18 protein-coding genes, 1 other RNA gene and 1 pseudogene are annotated in these 18,598 nt (G+C 70.0%); 3 read left to right on the top strand and 17 right to left on the bottom strand.

Features of this window, described 5'->3' with window-relative positions; translation table 11 throughout:
- Positions 1-4: 4 nt before the first annotated feature.
- Positions 5-862, bottom strand: a complete 858-nt coding sequence (locus BBK82_RS08720; protein ID WP_065914542.1) for a glutathione S-transferase family protein — start codon at positions 860-862, stop codon at positions 5-7.
- Positions 863-999: 137 nt separating this feature from the next.
- Between BBK82_RS08720 and BBK82_RS47355 the strand changes: the two are divergent.
- Positions 1,000-1,305: pseudogene (locus BBK82_RS47355) on the top strand (alpha/beta hydrolase); the annotation flags it as partial.
- Here the strand turns inward: BBK82_RS47355 and BBK82_RS08730 are convergent.
- The 12 genes from BBK82_RS08730 to BBK82_RS08785 form a co-directional block, all read right to left on the bottom strand.
- Positions 1,253-1,681, bottom strand: a complete 429-nt coding sequence (locus BBK82_RS08730) for an RICIN domain-containing protein (protein ID WP_065914544.1) — start codon at positions 1,679-1,681, stop codon at positions 1,253-1,255. The pseudogene BBK82_RS47355 and the gene BBK82_RS08730 overlap by 53 nt on opposite strands.
- Before the next feature lie 49 nt (positions 1,682-1,730).
- Positions 1,731-2,492: a helical backbone metal receptor gene (locus BBK82_RS08735; RefSeq protein WP_065914545.1), complete on the bottom strand. Its 762-nt coding sequence runs from the start codon at positions 2,490-2,492 to the stop codon at positions 1,731-1,733.
- Positions 2,492-3,157 (bottom strand): NADPH-dependent F420 reductase, encoded by a 666-nt coding sequence (gene npdG, locus BBK82_RS08740; protein ID WP_065914546.1) that lies wholly within the window; start codon positions 3,155-3,157, stop codon positions 2,492-2,494. Before npdG ends, BBK82_RS08735 begins: the two co-directional genes overlap by 1 nt.
- A 129-nt stretch (positions 3,158-3,286) precedes the next feature.
- Positions 3,287-4,693, bottom strand: coding sequence for an RNB domain-containing ribonuclease (locus BBK82_RS08745; RefSeq protein ID WP_154697194.1), 1,407 nt, complete (start codon positions 4,691-4,693; stop codon positions 3,287-3,289).
- A gap of 47 nt (positions 4,694-4,740) precedes the next feature.
- On the bottom strand, positions 4,741-4,935 hold the full coding sequence (locus tag BBK82_RS08750; RefSeq protein ID WP_065914547.1) for a hypothetical protein: 195 nt from the start codon (positions 4,933-4,935) through the stop codon (positions 4,741-4,743).
- Entirely contained in the window at positions 4,932-5,348 is a 417-nt protein-coding gene (locus tag BBK82_RS08755) for a hypothetical protein (RefSeq protein ID WP_335618061.1), read from the bottom strand. Before BBK82_RS08755 ends, BBK82_RS08750 begins: the two co-directional genes overlap by 4 nt.
- 75 nt (positions 5,349-5,423) lie before the next feature.
- Positions 5,424-6,425, bottom strand: a complete 1,002-nt coding sequence (locus BBK82_RS08760; protein ID WP_065914549.1) for a C40 family peptidase — start codon at positions 6,423-6,425, stop codon at positions 5,424-5,426.
- Between the two features lie 3 nt (positions 6,426-6,428).
- Entirely contained in the window at positions 6,429-7,031 is a 603-nt protein-coding gene (locus BBK82_RS08765) for a hypothetical protein (protein WP_065914550.1), read from the bottom strand.
- A gap of 16 nt (positions 7,032-7,047) precedes the next feature.
- Positions 7,048-8,913: a hypothetical protein gene (locus tag BBK82_RS08770; protein ID WP_065914551.1), complete on the bottom strand. Its 1,866-nt coding sequence runs from the start codon at positions 8,911-8,913 to the stop codon at positions 7,048-7,050.
- Positions 8,910-11,765, bottom strand: coding sequence for an ATP-binding protein (locus BBK82_RS08775; protein WP_179953762.1), 2,856 nt, complete (start codon positions 11,763-11,765; stop codon positions 8,910-8,912). Before BBK82_RS08775 ends, BBK82_RS08770 begins: the two co-directional genes overlap by 4 nt.
- The gene (locus tag BBK82_RS08780) at positions 11,740-12,210 is read right to left on the bottom strand and encodes a hypothetical protein (RefSeq protein ID WP_065914552.1); all 471 of its coding nucleotides are present in this window, start codon (positions 12,208-12,210) and stop codon (positions 11,740-11,742) included. The genes BBK82_RS08775 and BBK82_RS08780 overlap by 26 nt, the downstream gene beginning before the upstream one ends.
- 3 nt (positions 12,211-12,213) lie before the next feature.
- Positions 12,214-12,492 carry a hypothetical protein gene (locus BBK82_RS08785; RefSeq protein ID WP_065914553.1) on the bottom strand — a complete coding sequence of 93 codons (279 nt, stop codon included), beginning with the start codon at positions 12,490-12,492 and terminating at the stop codon, positions 12,214-12,216.
- Positions 12,493-12,907: 415 nt separating this feature from the next.
- On the opposite strand from BBK82_RS08785, the gene BBK82_RS08790 reads away from it, so the two are divergent.
- Positions 12,908-13,171, top strand: coding sequence for a hypothetical protein (locus tag BBK82_RS08790; RefSeq protein ID WP_237048096.1), 264 nt, complete (start codon positions 12,908-12,910; stop codon positions 13,169-13,171).
- Between the two features lie 246 nt (positions 13,172-13,417).
- Here BBK82_RS08790 and BBK82_RS08795 read toward each other — a convergent pair whose 3' ends face one another.
- The 3 genes from BBK82_RS08795 to rnpB all read right to left on the bottom strand — a co-directional run bounded on the left by BBK82_RS08795 (position 13,418) and on the right by rnpB (position 16,685).
- Positions 13,418-15,001 carry a DUF6345 domain-containing protein gene (locus tag BBK82_RS08795; protein ID WP_065914555.1) on the bottom strand — a complete coding sequence of 528 codons (1,584 nt, stop codon included), beginning with the start codon at positions 14,999-15,001 and terminating at the stop codon, positions 13,418-13,420.
- A 160-nt stretch (positions 15,002-15,161) separates the two neighbouring features.
- The gene (locus tag BBK82_RS08800) at positions 15,162-16,286 is read right to left on the bottom strand and encodes a threonine synthase (protein ID WP_065914556.1); all 1,125 of its coding nucleotides are present in this window, start codon (positions 16,284-16,286) and stop codon (positions 15,162-15,164) included.
- 18 nt (positions 16,287-16,304) lie between these two features.
- An RNA gene (gene rnpB, locus BBK82_RS08805) (RNase P RNA component class A) lies at positions 16,305-16,685 on the bottom strand.
- A gap of 180 nt (positions 16,686-16,865) precedes the next feature.
- On the opposite strand from rnpB, the gene BBK82_RS08810 reads away from it, so the two are divergent.
- Positions 16,866-17,387, top strand: a complete 522-nt coding sequence (locus BBK82_RS08810; protein ID WP_065914557.1) for an NAD(P)H-dependent oxidoreductase — start codon at positions 16,866-16,868, stop codon at positions 17,385-17,387.
- Here BBK82_RS08810 and BBK82_RS08815 read toward each other — a convergent pair.
- Positions 17,384-18,493: a bifunctional RNase H/acid phosphatase gene (locus BBK82_RS08815; protein WP_065914558.1), complete on the bottom strand. Its 1,110-nt coding sequence runs from the start codon at positions 18,491-18,493 to the stop codon at positions 17,384-17,386. The genes BBK82_RS08810 and BBK82_RS08815 overlap by 4 nt on opposite strands.
- Positions 18,494-18,598 lie beyond the last annotated feature (105 nt).

An 18,598-nucleotide genomic window follows, 5' to 3' on the forward strand; every position in this document is an offset into this window, starting at 1 on the left:
GCTGCTAGCGGGTCCAGACCTGCGGGTCTGGGCCCGCCGGCACGATGCCGGTCGGATTGATCTGGTGGTGCGTCACGTAGTAGTGGCGCTTGATGTGGTCCCAGTCGACCGTGTCCCCGAACTGCGCGTAGAGGCGTTTCGCGTACGCCCACAGGTTCGGCATCTCGGTCAGCTTGTTCCGGTTGCACTTGAAGTGGCCGTGGTAGACGGCGTCGAACCGGACCAGCGTGGTCCACAGCCGGATGTCGGCCTCGGTGAGCTGCTCACCCACCAGGTACTCGCGGGTGGCCAGGTGCTCCTCGATCCGGTCCAGCTCGGCGAACAGGTTCCCGTACGCCTCCTCGTAGGCCTCCTGTGACGTGGCGAAACCGGCCTTGTAGACGCCGTTGTTGACGTTGTGGAAGATCGGCTCGATCCAGCCGTCGATCTCCTCGCGCAGGTCTTCGGGGTAGAGGGTGCTCTCCGGGCGCCAGCGGAGGCTGAAGTCCAGCGTGAGCTGCGGGTAGTCGTTGGTGACGACCTCGCCGGTGGTCGTGTCGACCAGCGCGGGCACGGTCACGCGGCCCTCGTAGCCGGGGTCGGCGCGCTTGTAGGCCTCTTCGAGGAAGTCCATGTGCAGCACCGGGTCGGTGCCCTGGAAGCGCCAGCCGCGTTCGTCGCGGATCGGGTCGACGACGGCGAGCGAGATGGCGTCTTCGAGCTGCAGGAACTTGCGGACGACGAGCGCGCGGTGGGCCCACGGGCACGCGAGGCTGACGACGAGCCGGTAGCGCCCCGGTTCCGGCTCGGGTCGCGTGGTGAAGCGGTTCGGCTGCCGCACGAACGCTCCCGTGGTGGAGGTCTCCTTCGTGAACTGCGCCATGTCGTCGACGATAGGCCCATGTACCCGGAGATCGAGCCCCACGCGTCCGGCGGGCTGGACACCGGCGACAGCGACCACGTGTGCTGTGCCAGATCATTCGGGTAGGAGCGCGGAACCCGTCCGGCAAGCCCGTCGTCTTCGTGCACGGCGGCTGGTTCGAGGAAGGTCAGCTGATCAGGGACGCCGGGAAGCCGGCGGGCATCCCCGGCGTGATCGTGCAGGGCCGCTACGACATGGCGACGCCCGCGGTGTCGGCGTGGGACCTGCACAAGGCCTGGCCGGGTTCGGAACTGGTGCTGGTGCCGGACGCCGGGCACGCCCACGACGAGCCCGGCGTCGTGGCGGCACTGCTGGAGGCCACGGACCGGTTCCGCGACTGGTCAGGGCCGGTCAGCGCAGGCCCACCCAGCGGGCGCTCCCCGTGGCGCAGGCCGCGAGGGTGACCTGGGCGGTCAGGCACTTGCCGGTGGCGAGGTTGCGGAACTGGAAGCTCGTGCCGGTCGCGGCCACGCGGCGCCAGCGCTGGGTGGCGCTGGTGCTGCACGCCTGCCCGACGACGTCACCGGCGGTGGTCGCTCCCAGGCACTTGCCGGTGGCGTTGTTGTGGGGCCAGTCGCTGTCGCTGACCGGCACGATCCACCTCTGGTTCGGCGTCAGTTCGCCGCAGGTGCGCAGGACGATGTCGAGGCCCGTGTCAGCAAGACAACGGGTGGTCCCGGAGAGTTGGTACTGGACGATCGGCTCGGCGTGCGCCGGCGCGGAGTACAACGTGGTGACGGCGGCGGCAGTGGCCGCGATCGCGAAGATCTTCTTCCCCATGCGGCAGAGCCTGGCAGTCACCGTCTCCGGCGGGATCCGCCGAAAGTCGTCAACCCTGGCTGTAGTGCAGCGCCCGTTCGAGGCTCGCCCTGGCCTCCACGAGGGAGGGCCCGTACCACGTGAGATGACGGCCGTTGACGAGCACGTACGGCAGACCGGGGAAGCTCTCCGGGCCGTCGTCGTGCGTGAACACGTACGGCTCGTCGGGCAGCACCACCAGGTCGGGCCGCTGCGCGTTCAACTCCGCCAGGTTCGGCCGGGGGTAACGCTCCTCGTGTTCGGCGTAGACGTTCTCGACGCCGAGCCGGCGCAGCACGTCGGTCGCGAACGTGTCCCGCCCGACCACGACCCACGGCCGTCGCCAGACGGGGATCAGCGCGGTGAGCCGTTTCGGTGCGGTGTCCCGCCACAGGTCCTCGGCCTGGACGAGCCAGCCGGGTTCGAGGTCCCAGGCCATGGCGAAGAGCCGCCGCAGCGACTTCAACGCCATCGGCACGGTCGCGGGCGCCTCGGTCACCCAGACCTTGACACCGTTGGCGCGCAACCGGTCCACGTCCTCGGCGCGGTTCTCCTCGGAGTTCGCGATGACGAGGTCCGGCCGCAGCCGGATCACCGCGTCGACGTCCGGGTACTTCGAGCCACCGACTCTCGCGACGTCCAGATCGGACGGATGGGTGCAGTAGTCGGTGGCACCGGCCAGTGCCGCGGGAACGCTGACCGCGACGGCCTCGGTGATGGACGGCACGAGGCTCACCACGCGCTGGGGCTGGTCGACCGCGACCGGCTCACCGAGGTCGTCGACGGGCAGCATCAGACTCCCGTGATCTTCAGACCGGCGTGCGTCTTGTACCGGCGGTTGACCGCGATGAGGTTCGCCGTGAAGGCCTCGACCTGGTGGGCGTTGCGCAACCGCCCGCCGTAGACCCCGCGGAAGCCCGGCACCAGCTCGGCCAGCGCACGCACGGTGTCGGTCGCCTCGCGGTCGTCCCCGAGCACCAGCACGTCCATGTCCACTTCGGACACGCTCAGGTCGGCCAGCAGCACCGCCGACACGTGGTGGAACGCCGCCGTCACCCGCGACTCCGGCAGCAGCAGCTCCGCCTGCTGCGCCGCGCTGCCCTCAGCCACCGGCAACGCGAAGGGCCCCTGCTTGTCGAACCCGAGCGGGTTCACGCAGTCGATGACGATCTTCCCGGCCAGCTGGTCGCGCAGGGACGCGAGCAGGTCACCGTGCCCGTCCCACGGCACCGCGACGAGCACGACGTCGGAGTCGGCCGCGCAGTCGGTGTTGTCCGCACCTCTGACGTCACCACCGGCGACCTCGACGATCTCCTTGGCGGCGAGCTCGGCCCGCTCGGCGCTGCGGGAGCCGATGACCACCTTCAGGCCGGCCTTGGCCCAGCGGATGGCGAGCCCCTTGCCCTGGGCACCGGTGCCACCGAGGACACCGACGGTGAGGTCACGAATCTCTGTCACCCGTGCATCTTCACACGGGTCGGCTGAGCCAGGCGGCTGAACGTGACCTTGCGCTCGAACGCGCGCGAATACCCCGCGAGCGCCGACATTCCGCGTACGCAGGGATCGCACGAAAGCTCCCCGCGTACGTCAGACAGCGGTGAAGCGGACGCGGTGGGTGGCGGGGTCGGCCTCGGTGAGGCGGACGTGGATGCGTTCGCCCTCGGGGAGGTGGGAACCGGCGCACTTGGCGAGGACCGGCGGGGAGGCGATGAACACCTCGGCCTCGTTGTCGCCGGAGCGCATCACCACGGCCTCGAACTCCTGCCCGACGCGCCCGGTCAGCACCCACGCCTCGACCTGGTCGAGCGACGCCCGCTCCACCTTCGACGCGAGCGAGTCCGACGCGCCCATCAGCGACGGCAGCAGCGGCAACGCCTCCGCCAGCCACGACGGCAGCTCCTGCCCCGCGGACACCGCCAGGCAGACCTCCGTGGCGAACCGGTCCACCAGCCGCCGAAGCGGTGCGGTCACGTGCGTGTACGGCGCCGCCACGCCGGCATGCGTCACGACCTCGGGCACGGACCCGTTGAACGCCGAGTACCCCGCCCCGCGCAACAACCTCGTGGCGTCCGTGAACAACGCCAGCGCTTCCGGTGTCGACGCGTCCAGCCCGGCCAGGAACGCCCCCGGCGACAGGTCGGCGGGCCACGGCACGCCCAACGCCGCCGCCGACTTCCGCAACGACCCCACCGCCGCGTCATCCGGATCCGGCAACGTCCGCAGGATCCCGGCCCGCGCCTCCAGCATGATCGACGCCGCCGCCATGCCGGTCATCAGCGAGATCTCGGCGTTCCAGGAGTCGACGGAGGCCCGCGGCCGCGTCACCAGCTTCCACCCGTCCCCGTCGGACTCGATCTCCTGCTCGGGCAGCTGCAGCTCGATCGCCCCGCGCTCCAGTGCCAGCGCCCGCCGCAACGGCCCGAACTCCGCCAGAGCCGCCACCGACGGGTGCGGATCACCGGCGTCGAACGTCTTCTGCACCGACTCGTAGTCGAACTGCGCGGTCGAACGGACGAGAGCACGCCGCACCTCGACTGCGGTCGGCACACCTTCGCTCGAACACGTGAACGTCCACACCACCGCGGGCCGCACCACACCGGGCAGCAACGACGCCGCCCCCTCCGACAGCACCGTCGGGTGCAGCGGCACGTTGCCGTCGGGCAGGTACATGGTCTGCCCGCGTCGCCGGACCTCCGCGTCCAACGCCCCACCGGGCGTCACGAAGAGGCCGAGGTCCGCGATCGCGTAGTGCACGACGAACCCGGAGGCGGTGCGTTCCAGGTGCAGCGCCTGGTCCAGGTCCTTCGCGCCCGGCGGGTCGATCGTCACGAACGGGATCGACGTGAGGTCGGCACGGTCCCCCACCGGACGGGAGACCGCCTCCTCCGCCTCTGCCAGCGCGTCGGGCGGGAACGCCGCGCGCAGGCCGAACTCGGTGCGGATGCCGTCGAAGGACAGGTCAGCACGACCCGTGCGGATCACCAGGGAGGCCACCCGCACAGACTAGTGCGGCAAGGGTTCGTGATCACCGCACTGGAGAATCAGGCCTCGTCGTCGCCGCGCCACTTCTTGTCCTCGGCGTCCGCGGTGCGCGTGCGTTCGCGGGCGAGCTCCAGGGCCTGGGAGGCGGTGGCCTCGTCCGGGTAGGGGCCCATGCGGTCCCCGCCCCTGCAGCCCTTGCCCTGCTCGACGGTCTGGTGCGTCAGGCAGTAGTACCAACCGCTGGTGTCGCTCATGCGCGTCCGCCTCCCAATGGCGCCGGGAAACCCCTCGGCGGTGTGGACTGGTTGGCGTTGGCGTACTCCGACGGGATCGGATCCAAACATGAGACCAGGACCGTGCGGTCCTCGGCGTTCTCGATCTTGCGGCCGGAGCGGTCGCGGTAGACGAGGGAGCCGTCGGAGTCGATCTCCATGATGGCGCCGACCTCGGCCAGCTGTTCCTCGTCGAGGTCGGCGAGCTTCTCGTAGCGCGAGGGCACCACCCGGTAGATCGGCCACTTCAGGTGGCCGTAGGTGCGGTGGAACTCGGCGAGCAGGTGGACCATGTGCTGCTGCCACGGCAACGGCATCATCTCGGCCAGCGCCCGCGGGATCACCACGTAGTCGGACGACACCCCAGGAGCACCCGAGACCGAGTAGTCACGCATCGGTGTGCTCGAAGCCGGTGGTCCGGAGGGCCTCGGGATGGGGTCGTGGTTGAACATGCAGCGCCTCCCCGCGATCTACACGCCCGGCCGGACGGCCATTGGCATCAGCTCGTGATAGTTCCAGTTCATCTTGCTGATCTTCACGACGTCACCCGTTTGTGGTGCGTGGATGTACTCGTCGCCGCCGAGGTACATGGCCACGTGGTGCACCGAACGGGGGTCGGCCGTGTTGTAGGCCCAGAAGATCAGGTCACCTGGCTGGGCGTCGCGCACCGGGAGGTGGGCGCCGCCCTTCTCGTACTGGTCGTTCGCCACCCGCGGGATCTTGACCCCGGCCGCGCCGAACGCCTTCACCAGGATGCCGGAGCAGTCCCAGGCGTCCGGGCCGTTGCCGCCCCACAGGTACGGCTCGCCCAGCTGCTGCTTGGTGAACTCGATGGCGACGCCCGCCGCGTTCGAGGCCACCAGGAACTCGCCCGCGCCCGCGCCGCAGCCGGCCGGGTCGGCGATCTGGCCGAGCTCGCTCAGCAGGAACGCCGCCATGGCCTCCCAGTTGTGGTAGCGGTCCGGGAACGCCGAGCGTTCCACCGCCTGCGCCGAGTCGCCCGGCCTGCGGTTCTCCCAGTCCGGCACCTTCAGCAGCACGTCGTAGAACTTGTTGATCGCGTAGACCGGGTCGACCACCTGGGCCTCGGTGCCCCAGCCCATCGACGGGCGCATCTGGAAGATGCCGAGCGAGTCGCGGTCGCCGTAGTTGAGCGGGCGCAGGCCCGACTCGGTCATGCCGGCCTGGATCGCGATCTGCCACGCCAGCGGCGGCAGCTCGCGCTGCTGGCCGATGGAGATGATCTGGGCGACGATGTTGCGCTGTTCGTCGTTGAGCCGCGAGGCGTCGTGGCGGCCCTTGTCGCCGCCGCCCGCGTCCCACGGGCCGATCGAGGCGTTGCAGCTCATCCGCAGCACGCCGGCACCACCGGCGGCACCGGTCTGGTTGTTGACCACCTGGGAGACACCGGAGGTCGCGACCACCGTCACGATGGCCACCATGACGGCGCCGATGACCAACATGAGGCGCATGGCTCAGTCCGCCTTCGTGTAGCTGTTGACCCGCCACTCGTTGCTGGGCGCAAGCTTGATCAACGTGATGACGACCTTGCCCGAGTCGGTGCCGACCCGGAAGTCCGCGGAGGACACCGTCGACCGAACGGGCGCCACCTTTTCGGTGATCTTGTCCGGCACGTTCTTCGGGTCGATGGTCGCCATCTGTGCGAGGAACTCCTCCGTGGTGTACGGACGGAGGTTCGCGAGCCACTTCTCCACGTCGTTGTTGGGCGGCGGCTTGATCCAGTTCTCCGCCCAGAGTTCGGCGACGAGCTGGGCGGCGGTCTGCGGAGGCGCCGCCTGCGCCGAGTTCGACGGCGGCGGGAGCTTCGTCGGCAGCGAGGTGCCGCTGGCCGGGAGCTGCCCCACCTGGGTCGGCTGCAGCGACGTCGACTGGCCGGCCGCGGTCGTGCCGGTTCCGGCCGGACCGCGGTCGAGCACCTTCGGGATGATCACGCCCAGCGCGACGACGAGCGCCACGAAGATGATGATCGACGCACCGAGGTGGCGCGGGGAGCGCATCGGCCAGCCCCACAGGCTGCGGTAGACCGCGGCGCGGCCGCGGTTGGTACGGATCGGCACCTGACGTCCCCCTCCCTCAGTTGTCCCTGACTTCGAAGCCGCGCGACGGCCGGTAGATCACGTGCACCTGGCGTCCCGCCACCACTTCCGACTCCGCGCGCCGCGGTTCCTGCACCGGGCCCTGGTAGCCGTTCGACCGCGACGGCACCAGCACCGCGTCGTCCACGCGGTCCCACTGCCGGTCGGTGACCGGGGGGCTGTCGACCACGCGCGACCGGCCGACCGGCAGCGCCGCCGGACCCGAACCGCCCGGCAACGCACCCGCGCACGCCGTTGTAGCCGTCGCCGCCCGCATTGATCGGGTTCGGCGCACCGCGGTCGAGCCGCTGGCGGTGGCCGCGACCGGGTTGGACGCCTCCGGGCGCACCCGCCCGCGTCCGCGCTGCGGCACGTCGCCCTCGGCCTCGCCCTCGCGCACCGAGTCCCAGAACTCGTCCTGCGGGGTCGGTCCCACCTGCTTCTTGCCGCGCAGCTTCGACCAGATGCCGCCCTGCATCGGCAGGACGTTGCCCGCCGACCCGACCGACATCTCGACCATCTGCCACATGCGGCGCAGCGGTTTGCCGATCACGAAGCACACCAAGGTGAGCATCAGTCCCAGCAACGTCCGCGTCAGCAACGACAACCCGGTCGCGTTGAAGATCGCCTGCAGCAGCAGCGCGTGCACACCCGCGAGGACCGCGAGCACCAGCACGTTGAACACCGTGACGGCGGCCGCGCGGGCGACCTTGCGCAGCAGGTCGTGGTGGAGCAGCGCGACGAGACCGATGAGCGGTCCGGCGAGCGTGAGGATGCGCAGCAGCAGCTGGGCGAGCAGCACGGCGGCCTTGGCGAACAGCTGGAACAGTGAGAACGCGACCGCCTGCAGCAGCGAGAGGAAACCCGCGCCGGTGCGGCTGCCGTCGGTGCCGTCGAAGTAGCCCTTCGCGGTGCCGAGCTGGCCTTCGAGTGCGATCCACTCGGCCTTCTTCGCGCTCAGCGCCGCCTGGTCGGCGTCCTTGTGCTCGGCGATCTCGGCCGTGGTCCACGCCTGGGCCTTGAGGACGCGCGGGCCGTACTCGGTGGCCTGTGGCGCTTCCGGCGTGCCGAACGCACCACGCAGCCAGCTTTGGTACACAACGGCTTCGTGCAGTTTGGTCGGCAGGACGTGGAGTGTGCCTTGTTCCTCGGGGGCTTCGATGAAGCCCGCCTGTATCTCCGATGTCTTGGAGACCAGGGTGTTGTCGAGGAGGTTGTAGAACTGGGGTAGCGCCAGGGTCGACGTGGCGAGCCACATCGCGGCCAGCGCCCACAGCCCGCGTTTGGAGATCGCGGCGAAGTCGCCGGTCCAGATCTGCCGGAACATCAGGATCGCCAGGATCAACGCCACCAGGCCGAACCAGCGCAGGTAGACGTTGTCGTAGACCTTCTGCACGCCGTTCTTCACGGCGTCGTCCAGCGGGACCAGCAGACCGCGGCCCATCACCGTGTAGTGCAACGCGTTCGTGGCACCGACGATGTTCTTGCCGACGCTGAAGAGCTCGTTGCCCGCCCACGTGTCGATGGTGGCGCTGGCGTTCGGGATGGTGCAGCTCTTCTGGTAGTAGTGCCAGACCATGCCGGCGTAGCCGTACTCCAGGTACGCCGAGCCCGGCAGGCCGTTGCCGACCGGCGGGTCGAGCGCGCCGACCATGCCGGCGCCGGGACGTTCCGGATTCGGTGCCTCGCCGCAGTTTTGGGCGTGGGCCGCCGGGGCACCCAGTACCACCTGGAGTGCCAGGATCGCCGACACGAGACCGATGGCCTTCGTGCGCGCCCCGACGCGCTGGGACATGTGCACCCCGAACCGCCGCTTTGCCCACAGCAAAGCGGCGATCGAGAGCACGATCGCCAACGCCGTCATGCGGCGCCGTCCCGGTGGCGGCTCTTCCCGTCACCGTGGCCCACGAGGTGGGCCTCGTCCTCGGTCAATCCGAGCTCGAGGTCGGCGGCGAGCTCGTCGTCGATCTCGTCCGGCACGTAGGTGGTCTGCGTCGCTGGCACCTGGTCCTCCTCGCCTGCAGGAAGAGCATCCCGGCCGCGCTTGGCGTCCGGAGTCGTGTCGAGCGAGTTGCGCAGGTGCTCCAGGTGCGGGCCGCTGAAGTCGATGCGGATCCGCTCCACGCCACCGGCACCGTCGCCGAAGATGAACTGCCGCGGCGCGCGGTCCCGTTCGGTGCCGGTCCGCTCACCGGGACGGCGGCCGAGCGAGGCGACGACCTGCTCGTACCCGGCGCCGACGGGCACCTTCAGCAGCTTCAGCGCGTCCGCCTGCGCCTTGTCGTCGTCGAGCCGGCCGACGAAGACCGAGTCGAGCAGGGCGACGAAGCCCTGGATCCGCAGGAAGTCCTCGGGGATCTGCGACGACAGCAGCACACGCACGTTCCACTTGCGGGAGTCACGCGCGAAGCGGTTCATCAGCACGCGACCGGTCGGGACCTCGGAGAGGAAGAACGCCTCGTCGATCCAGACGCCCTTGCGCTCGTCCTTCGGCCGGTCGTAGATCGAGCGCTGGGTGAGCCAGGCGGCGAGGTTCAGCATCTCGACGCCGAGCGACTCCGCGTCGGTCCAGTGCTCGCGGCCGACGCCGTCCTTGGGCAGGGTGAGACCGGCCATGGTGAAGACGGTGAGCCGGTCGTCGCGCTGCTCGTTGTACGGGTCGGCGTTCGCCTCGGGGATCAGCAACGACATGCGCTCGCGCATCTCGTCGAGGAAGTCCGCGACGACGACGGCGTGCTCGTGGTGCTCGGACGCGTCCCGGCGCAGCGCCTCGAAGACGAGACCGGGGTGGGCGTCGAAGCGGCCACCGACCGTGCGGACGGCGCGCAGCAGCACGATGCGCGTCTGCGGCAGGCGGGCGACCTCGAACGGCAGCAGGCCGAGGAGCACGTCCAGCACCAGCCGGCGACGGGTCGCCGCCGCCAGTGCCTTCTCCCGGCGCCAGGCCCGTTCCGGGTCGTCCTCCTCGCCGCGGAAGTGGTCGATCATCGGCTCGGCGACCACCCGGTACGGGTTGAGGATGCCGGGCTGGGCGTTGAGCAGGTTGATCGGCCGGGCGTACGGGCGCAGCTCCGGCAGCTCGCACAGCGCGGCGAGCGGACCGGACGGGTCGAGCAGCGTCCAGTGCGCGCCGGCCCGCAGCGTCTTGTAGACGATGCCGCCGCCGAGGAACGACTTGCCGGCACCGAGACCCGCGACCATCGCCGTCAGACCGGAGGAGTCGCGGAGCTCCTGGGCCATCCACGGGTCCCAGGCGACCGGGCGGCGGGTGGCCGTGACGGTCTCGCCGAGCAGGATGCCCTGGCGGTCACCGACCTCGGCCGTGGCCGTCGGAACGGCGGACGCCGCCCACAACACGCTGCCGCGCCGCAGGTACGCGCCGTTGGACAACGGCTCACCGGGGATGAACTCGCGGGCGATCGCGTACTGCGCCTCGGGGTGTTCGATGGCGATCTTCGGCTTGTAGAGCTCCAGCAGCTGCTGAGCCAGCCGCAGCGCCTCGCGCTCGGTCGGGCCGGAGACCGCGAGCCGCCACCAGGACCTGACGCGGGTGCCGAGCGCGGTGAAGCCCGACGTCATCTCGTCGTCGATCTCCAGCACGCGACCGGCCTGGCGGGCCAGCGACTGCGGCGGGTCCAGCTCGTGCTCGTCGGTGTAGTGGCGGACCTGCGAGCGCACCTTGCTCATCTGCCGGGAGAGCTCGCCGGACACCTCCTCCGGGCGGCGCACGTAGATCCGGGCGGACCACTCGACGGCGGCGGGCAGGCGGTCGGCGCGCTGCACCCACGGGTCGTCGACCTCGGGGATCTGCAGGCCGTGCATCAGCCCGACGGTGAGCACCGCGACGTGCCGCTTGACGCCCGCGTTCGAGCCGGTGCGGCCGCGCACGACCACCGTCGGCGAGTAGGGCTCCTGGTGGAAGTCCGCCGCGTCGGTGAAGCTCGCGAGGTCCTCCGGTTCCCAGGCGGCACCGGGCACGGCGGGCATGTTGCGCGGCGCGGGCAGTCCCAGCGAGCACGACCGGTGCATCAGCCAGGACATCTCCTCGGCCGTCGCCGGCCGGCCCAGCAGGCCCGCGGACCCGATGACCTGGTCGAGGTGCTCGACCTCGGAGTCCAGCGCCACCAGCTCGGCGTCCACGGCGTCCGGGAAGACCTTGCGCAGCACGGGGGCCGCGCGTTCGACGGCGCGGTCCATCATGTTGCGGGTCTGCACCTGGACGCCCAGGTAGACCTCTTTCTCCGCCATCGAGCGGCCCATGAGCTGCTGCTGCTCGCCGACCATGTAGTCGTCGAACGTCAGCGTGCCGGGGGTGTCCGGCAGGCGCTTGACGGCGTTGTGCACGTGCGCCTCGGCCCACATGCGGATCGGGTACGGCCGCGTGGTGACCCGCAGGTGCATCCAGCGGCCCTGCAGCTCGGCGTACTGGCCGGCGATCGCGGCGATCAGGTCCTGGCGCTGCGAGTCGCTGCGGAACGACCAGCGCTGCGGCGCGAGCCGGTACCAGGCGTAGACCTCCTGGCCGGTGCGCAGCAGGTGCCCGTCGATGCTGCGGGCGCTGATCGACGGGGTGTAGCTGGGCACGGCCTGCTCGCCGGGCAGGCGCCGGCCACGCTTGGAGTAGGCGGCCCGCTCGTGGTCGCGCGGGTCCGCGGCCGCGTGCTGGGCGATGTGCTGGGCGGAGCGACGGTCACGGTCTCGCCGGCGTCCGAACACCGCGAACCTCCTTCTTGCGCGTGGCTGACGTCCGGCGGTTCTGGGCCTGCTGTCTCGCCCGTTGTTTCTTGCTCAACTTGGGACGAGGGCGCTGCGAGCTGACCCGGATCCGGGCGGCACTCGCCGCTCCGCCGGTGCTTGCCGTGCGTTCTCGAGGTGCGGTGAGCTCGCGGACCCACATCGACATGACGGCCGTGAGTGGCCGTTCATGGCTGATCCGCGCCGTGATGAAGCGAGTGAGGATGATCGTGGCGACGAGGGCCCACGCGGTCGAGAAGAACCCGAACCCGATGCCCACCTGCCGCTCGATCGTGAGTACGGCGAGGAAGACGACGATCCCGACGCCCCACGCCACATACCGCGCGCGCCAGGGAAAAGTCGCTTTGGGCGGCCCGAGCCAGACGGCGTCGACCCGGTAGACCTCGTCGTCAGTGCGAACCCGCACGGATCAGCCTCCGACGAACAAGCCGGCGAGCCACTTGCCGATGTCCGCACCCGCGTTGGTCGTGACGGCGAGGCCGATGATGGCCAGCGCGACGATCACACCACCCAGGCGGCGCATGACACCCGCGTTGTCGCCCTTGCCGCCGCCGAGCCACAGCAACAGCAGCGCCACGGTCAACAGGAGCAACGGGACGATGTTGCCCAGGATCCAGTCGCGGATGTTGTTCGTGCCCGGGGCCGTCGGCTGCTGCTGAGCGAGTGTCACCAGGTCCATGGCGGTCATTAGGTACTCCAGAGTGCGCTCGGGCTTGCGCTACGAGTAGAACACGAGTTCGTCACGACGTGTGAAGCTGTTGCTGCGGGCTGTAGATCATCTGGGCGTTCCCCCTGGGAGGAATTACGTCTAATCTGGCCGACACATCATCACTGAGGAGACGTCAGTGGGGAACACCAGGACCAAGATTCTCTCCGTCGCTGGCAAGGTTCACCCGACTGCGAACGCCCTGGTCACACTCAGTGCGTGCGTCTCACATGTGCGCACGTGTCCACTCAGGTGGAAGCCCTGGTCAGCCGGTTCGCGACCCCTCCGCGAGCGTGACCCGAAGTGACGACTCCGAGGAGACTCGCCCATGCTCGAACCTGACCTCGTACCGGACGGAAGTGTGGACGGAATCACAGCCTCCCCTAGTGCTCCAGGCGTGAACCAGCCTACCGGGAACGGCCCGCAATCACGGCGCCGGGTCCAGCGGACGATCAACTTCGACAGGTCGGTGCTGGAGCGCGCCCGTGCGGCGGCGACGTACCTCGCGTCCTGCGAACCCCAGGCGGGCGTGCGGTCGCTGGCGGACATCGTCAACCCGGCTGTCCTGGCGTACGTGACAGAGCTGGAGGAGCTGTACAACGCCGGGGAGCCGTTCCGCCCGGTGCTGCGGATGCCTTCGGGGCGCCCGGCGAACCGCTGAGGACACCGGTCCGAGCTCAACCACGCCCGGCCCCCGTGACTCGCCGACCGCGGCCGGCCCGCCGAGTGCGTCGGTCAGGGCCTCCTTGACCTCGTCCTCGGCCAGCACCGGCAGCCCGAGCGCGGTCGCCGGCGTCGTCTTGCCGGAGCCCGGCCCCCCTCCCACCAACACGAACACGCCGGGTGGTCACCCGAAAACGCGAACGGGCCCGGCGACCGTGAAGTCGCCGGGCCCTCACGAGTCCGGTCAGGACCCGCCGCGGATGCGCCAGAACATGCCGGTCGAGGCGTAGTCAGGGCCCACCGAGCCCTTGCCCCAGAAGTAGTCGTCGAAGTTGCCGTAGCCGCCGGCGCCCAGGTAGACGCCCATGGTCGCCCACTCCACGTCCGGGGGCTGGGTGTCGATGCTGGCCTGCGCCCACGCGTCGCGGACCTTCATCGGCTTGTTCCACCAGAGGAACGGCGAGCGCCACATGTAGTGGCCGTACTTGCCGCCGTGGTTGGCGGAGTTGCGGCTGATCGTGGTGAAGCTGTTGATCTGGTGCAGGCCGCGGAAGGCCTGGCCCCAGCGCTGGCCCCACGTCTGGCCGCCGGTGTTGGTCTCCAGGATCAGGCAGGTGAAGAGGCTCATCCACTCGACGTCGTTGTTGCCCCAGCGCGCCTCGGTGTTGGCGAGCTTGGTGTCGTTGTGGTCGGAGCAGCCGGTGAAGTAGAAGCCGGTGCCGGAGCCGTGGCCCTGCCAGTAGGTGAGGTCGACGTCGTCGGCCCAGTCGGTGTCGTCACCGCCGGGGAACACCGGGTCCTTGAAGTCGCTCTCCCAGGCGTTGTGGTCGAGCCAGCTGAAGTCGCGGGTGATGCCGTGGTTGCTCGCCTCGGTGTTGAACGAGCCGATGTTGGCGGGCGTGTTGGGCAGGCCGGAGCAGTTGCCGGTGCCCTCGCTGCCGACCTGGGTGCCGGCGGCCTGCGTCTTGAACTGCTGCTCGGGACGCGGGGTCTGCGGCGGCTGCGGGGCCGGGATCTCCGCGCCCACCACGGCGGGCAGGGTGATGGCCTGCGGTGCGCCGCCGTCGTCGGTGCGGCCGGTGCAGCGGAACGACGGCTCCACCCGGTCGACCTTCTCACCGAGCGCGGGGGCCTCGTAGACGTAGCTGACGTCCGGCTTCACCTCGGCTCCGAGGTACTCCTGGCACAGCTTCAGGCCGTACGCGAGGTCGTTGACCTTGACGCTGTCCTTCTTCTCGTACGTGCGGGAGGCGTGGCTGAGGGCCGTGACGCCTTGCGCGTCGAACGCGACGCGGATGTTCGCGCCCTCACCCTCCAGCGGGATGCCGCCGAGCTGGAACGTGTACGACACCGACGTGTCGAGGTTCTGCGTGAGTCCGGTGCGGCCGTTGGCGTCCGAGAGTTCGAACGTCGTGTGCCGCGCGGTCGGCGTGGCGTTGTCCGGGAGCACCCCGGCGGAGCGCAGCGCCTCCTGGACGCGCTTCACGGCGACGTCGGTCGGGACGACCTGGATGCGCTTGAGCGCCTCGAGGTCCAGTGCGCTCTGCGTGGTCTCGTTGCCGTCCTCGTCCTCCCTGCCGCGTCCTTTGTCGACGGTCGGGACGCGGAGGTGGCGCTGCTCGTCGGCGAACGCCACCTCACCGCTCTCGGATCTGGCGACGTCCTTGAGCCCCAACGCTCTTTGCAGCTTCTGCGCCTGCTCCTGGTCGAGTCCGGAGCTCGTCACCCCGTACACGGGCAGTTCCGCCTCTGCGGCGAGGCTGGTGCCCGCCGCTCCCGCGGTGATCAGGCTGGACAGGGCCAGCACCACGGTCAGCTTGCGTTGCATCGTCTTGTTCCCCCTCCTCGGTGGGACGGTCGGCTGCAGGGGCCGACCGTCTGACAGGAGGATCGGGGCGTGCGGGCGGTGATACCGACGGTGGTGAACCGGGCCCGGCTCACCACTCGAACGGCCGCATTTCTGTAACGCCCTTGGTGCTTGCGTGTACTTAGAGGCGGATCCCCGGGTACTTGATGCCCGCGCCGGTGTTGAGCACGACCACCTCGTCGGTCGGCTGGAGCCAGCCGTCCTTGCGCAGCTCCCTGACGGCGCTGAGGGTCGCGGCGCCCTCCGGGCACAGGAACACACCTTCGAGCCGGGCACATTCGGCGCGGTCGGCCTCGATCTGCTCGTCGGTGACGGCGACCGCGGTGCCGTTGGTCTGCCGGAGCGCTTCGAGGATGATGAAGTCCCCCAACGGTTTCGGCACGTTGATGCCGAACGCGCCGGTGTGGGCGCCCTCCCAGAACGTCGACTCCTCCGCACCCTCGACGAAGGCCCTGACGATCGGCGCGCACCCGGTGGCCTGCACCGCGACCAGCCTCGGCAGCTTCTCGCTGATCCAGCCGAGCTCCCGCATCTCCTGCAGCGCCTTGTAGATCCCGATGAGACCCACGCCACCACCGGTCGGGTAGACGATCACGTCGGGCACGCGCCAGCCGAGCTGTTCGACGATCTCGTAACCCATCGTCTTCTTGCCCTCGATCCGGTACGGCTCCCTGAGAGTCGACGCGTCGAACAGGTCCACGTCGGCCAGCGCCTTGGCGGCGTCGGCGATGGTGCCGGGCACGATCCGCAGCTCGGCGCCGCTCGCCGCGACCTCCTCGCGGGTGATCAGCGGGGCGTCCTGCGGCATGGCGATGACGCTGCGCAGGCCGGCGCGGGCGGCGTACAGGGCCCAGGCGGCGCCCGCGTTGCCGTTGGTCGGCATCTTGATGCCCTTGATGCCGAGCTCTTTCGCCTTCGCGACACCGACGGCCGCGCCGCGGGCCTTGAACGACCCGGTCGGGACGAGCGACTCGTCTTTCATGATGATGTTCGCGTCGAGTGCCGCGCCGATCCTGCGCAACGGGACGAGCGGGGTCATGCCCTCACCCAGGCTGAACGCGGGGTCGGGGTTGAACACGGGCAGCACGTCGCGGTAGCGCCACAGCGAGTTCTCGCTGGTCGGGCGCGCGACGCGGAGCAGGTCGTAGCGGGCCAGCAGCGGCGAGGCGCAGGAGTGGCAGAGGTTCTGGACGGCGTTGGCGTCGTGCTCGCGGCCGCACCGCGCACACTCCAGATGAGAAAGCATGGGTCAATCAATACAGCGCGGATGAGCCGGCATGTAAGCCGGATCCTGTTCACGGAGCTCACGCCCCGCTCGGCGGCCATCCATCTGGGCCTGCCGTCGCCGGCAGGCTCTAGCGGCCTACCCGCGAGCATCGGGCGGGCCGCCCTCGAACGCTCGCGCAGGCGCTCGCGCGCCCTCTTGGCCTTGCTCCGGGTGGGGTTTACCTAGCCGCCCCAGTCACCTGGGGCGCTGGTGGTCTCTTACACCACCGTTTCACCCTTACCGCGGCTTTCGCCGAGGCGGTCTGCTTTCTGTGGCACTGTCCCGAGGGTCGCCCCTGGTTGCCGTTAACAACCACCCTGCCCTGTGGAGTCCGGACTTTCCTCGACGATCACCCGCCGCGGCCGCCCTGCCGACTCATCCGCGCTCGTCAGGATATCCCAGGTGCTGGAACCGGTTGTCCACCGGTCCGGACGTTGGTTCACTTCTGCTCATGACACGACGTCGCCACGTCGACCACGGCCACGTGGCAGCCAGCCTGTGTTGCCGCTGAGACCGCTCGCCGCCCACGTCCGCGCGATCTCAGGGAGTTGTCCTGCCGTGTCCGATCTCCTGATCATCTCCGGCGCGCCGTCCCCCGCCGCGCCCACCGGCCAGGTCGTGTCGCACGTCGCCGCCGCGCTGGAGGCCACCGGCCACCGCGTGGCCCACCTGAACGTGCGGGCGCTGCCGACGTTGTCCCTGCTCACCGAGGACCTGAGCGACCCCGAGATCGCCGCCGCGGTGAGCTCCGTCCTGTCCGCCGACGGCGTCGTGGTCGCCTCACCGGTCTACCGCGCGGCCTACTCGGGCCTGGTCAAGGCACTGCTCGACCTGCTGCCGAAGAAGGCCCTGCGCGGCCGCGCCGTGCTGCCCCTGGCGACCGGCGGCAGCCAGGGGTTCCTGGTGGCGATGGACTACGCGCTGCACCCGTTGCTCGCCTCGAAGGGCGCGGACCGGGTGGTGCGCGGCGAGTTCGTGCTGGACCAGAACGTCGGCTCCCCGGCGGCGGCTGCCGCGCTTAACGAGGCGGCCGACCGGTTCGTGACGGCCCTCACCCCACGCCTGCGCCGCGCTTCTTAGCTCAGGTGCGATGTGTCGTTGACCAGCTTCACCGACGCGTGCCCGTCCGGGTAGAACTCGGCGATCGAGACGCCCGTGAGGTCGAGGTGCATCCGGAACAGGAACTGCGGCCCCACGTCCAACGCCTGGCGCAGCAACGTCTTGATGGGCGTGACATGACTCACCACGACAAGCGTCTTCCCGCCGTACTTGGCAATCAGCTCCGTGCGCGCCCTACGCACCCGTGAGTGCACTTCGTCGAAGCTCTCACCGCCCGGCGGCCGCACACTCGTGTCGCCCAGCCACCTGCGGTGCACGTCGGGGTCCTGCTGCGCCGCCTCGGCGAACGTCAGCCCCTCCCACGCGCCGAAGTCCGTCTCGATCAACCCCTGGTGCGTGACCACGTCGAGGCCGAGCTTCTGCGCGACCTGCTGCGCGGTCTGAGCGGCCCGCTGCAACGGCGATGAGATGACAGCCGCGACGTCCTCCACAGTGGACAGCCTTCGAGCGGCCTTGCTCGCCTGCTCCAGCCCCAGCTCGGTGAGCGGGTGGTCGCCGCGGCCGGAGTAACGGCGTTCGACGCTCAGCCTGGTCTGCCCGTGCCTCAGCAAGATCAGCCGCGTGGGCTCCCCCACCGCCCCACTCCAGTGCGGCTGCTTGGCACCCTCTGCCGTCGCGTCCGATTTCGTCGCGTCCGGTTCTGTCGCGTCCGGTCGGCGGCTTTCTTTCTGGGCGTCCATGGCCTCGTTGGCGAGCCGGTCCGCCTGCCGGTTGCGCTCCCGCGGAATCCACCCGTACGTGATCTTGTCGAAGGCGTCCGCGAGCTGCTTCGCCTCCTTCGCCAGCGGCTGCATCGACGGGTGCTTGATCTTCCAGCGCCCCGACATCTGCTCGACGACCAGCTTCGAGTCCATCCGCACCTCGACGACCTCGGCCCCGACCTCCCCCGCTGCCTTCAGCCCCGCGATCAGCCCCTGGTACTCGGCCACGTTGTTAGTCGCAACCCCCACGAACCCCTTCCGCTCGGCCAGCGTCTCCCCGGTCCGATGATCGCGGACCACGGCCCCGTACCCGGCAGGCCCAGGATTGCCCCGCGACCCTCCGTCGGCCTCGACGATGACCTTCACTGGCCGTCCTCCTCGCTGTTCACGCCCTGTGCGCCCCGATCGTAGGGGGCGTGTCCGAGGCTTCACCCGCCCCTGGTTCGAGGGCCGTTCACCGGGCATATATGA

Origin of the sequence: Lentzea guizhouensis (genome assembly GCF_001701025.1) — a bacterium.
GTDB classification, from domain to species: Bacteria; Actinomycetota; Actinomycetes; order Mycobacteriales; family Pseudonocardiaceae; genus Lentzea; species Lentzea guizhouensis.

Coding starts and splice junctions, on each gene's coding strand:
- BBK82_RS08750 (WP_065914547.1), bottom strand. CDS start 4,935: ATGAGCGACACCAGCGGTTGGTACTACTGCCTGACGCACCAGACCGTC.
- BBK82_RS08795 (WP_065914555.1), bottom strand. CDS start 15,001: ATGCAACGCAAGCTGACCGTGGTGCTGGCCCTGTCCAGCCTGATCACC.
- BBK82_RS08785 (WP_065914553.1), bottom strand. CDS start 12,492: ATGACCGCCATGGACCTGGTGACACTCGCTCAGCAGCAGCCGACGGCC.
- BBK82_RS08770 (WP_065914551.1), bottom strand. CDS start 8,913: ATGACGGCGTTGGCGATCGTGCTCTCGATCGCCGCTTTGCTGTGGGCA.
- BBK82_RS08735 (WP_065914545.1), bottom strand. CDS start 2,492: ATGCTGCCCGTCGACGACCTCGGTGAGCCGGTCGCGGTCGACCAGCCC.
- BBK82_RS08720 (WP_065914542.1), bottom strand. CDS start 862: ATGGCGCAGTTCACGAAGGAGACCTCCACCACGGGAGCGTTCGTGCGG.
- BBK82_RS08730 (WP_065914544.1), bottom strand. CDS start 1,681: ATGGGGAAGAAGATCTTCGCGATCGCGGCCACTGCCGCCGCCGTCACC.
- BBK82_RS08755 (WP_335618061.1), bottom strand. CDS start 5,348: ATGCGTGACTACTCGGTCTCGGGTGCTCCTGGGGTGTCGTCCGACTAC.
- BBK82_RS08760 (WP_065914549.1), bottom strand. CDS start 6,425: ATGCGCCTCATGTTGGTCATCGGCGCCGTCATGGTGGCCATCGTGACG.
- BBK82_RS08800 (WP_065914556.1), bottom strand. CDS start 16,286: ATGCTTTCTCATCTGGAGTGTGCGCGGTGCGGCCGCGAGCACGACGCC.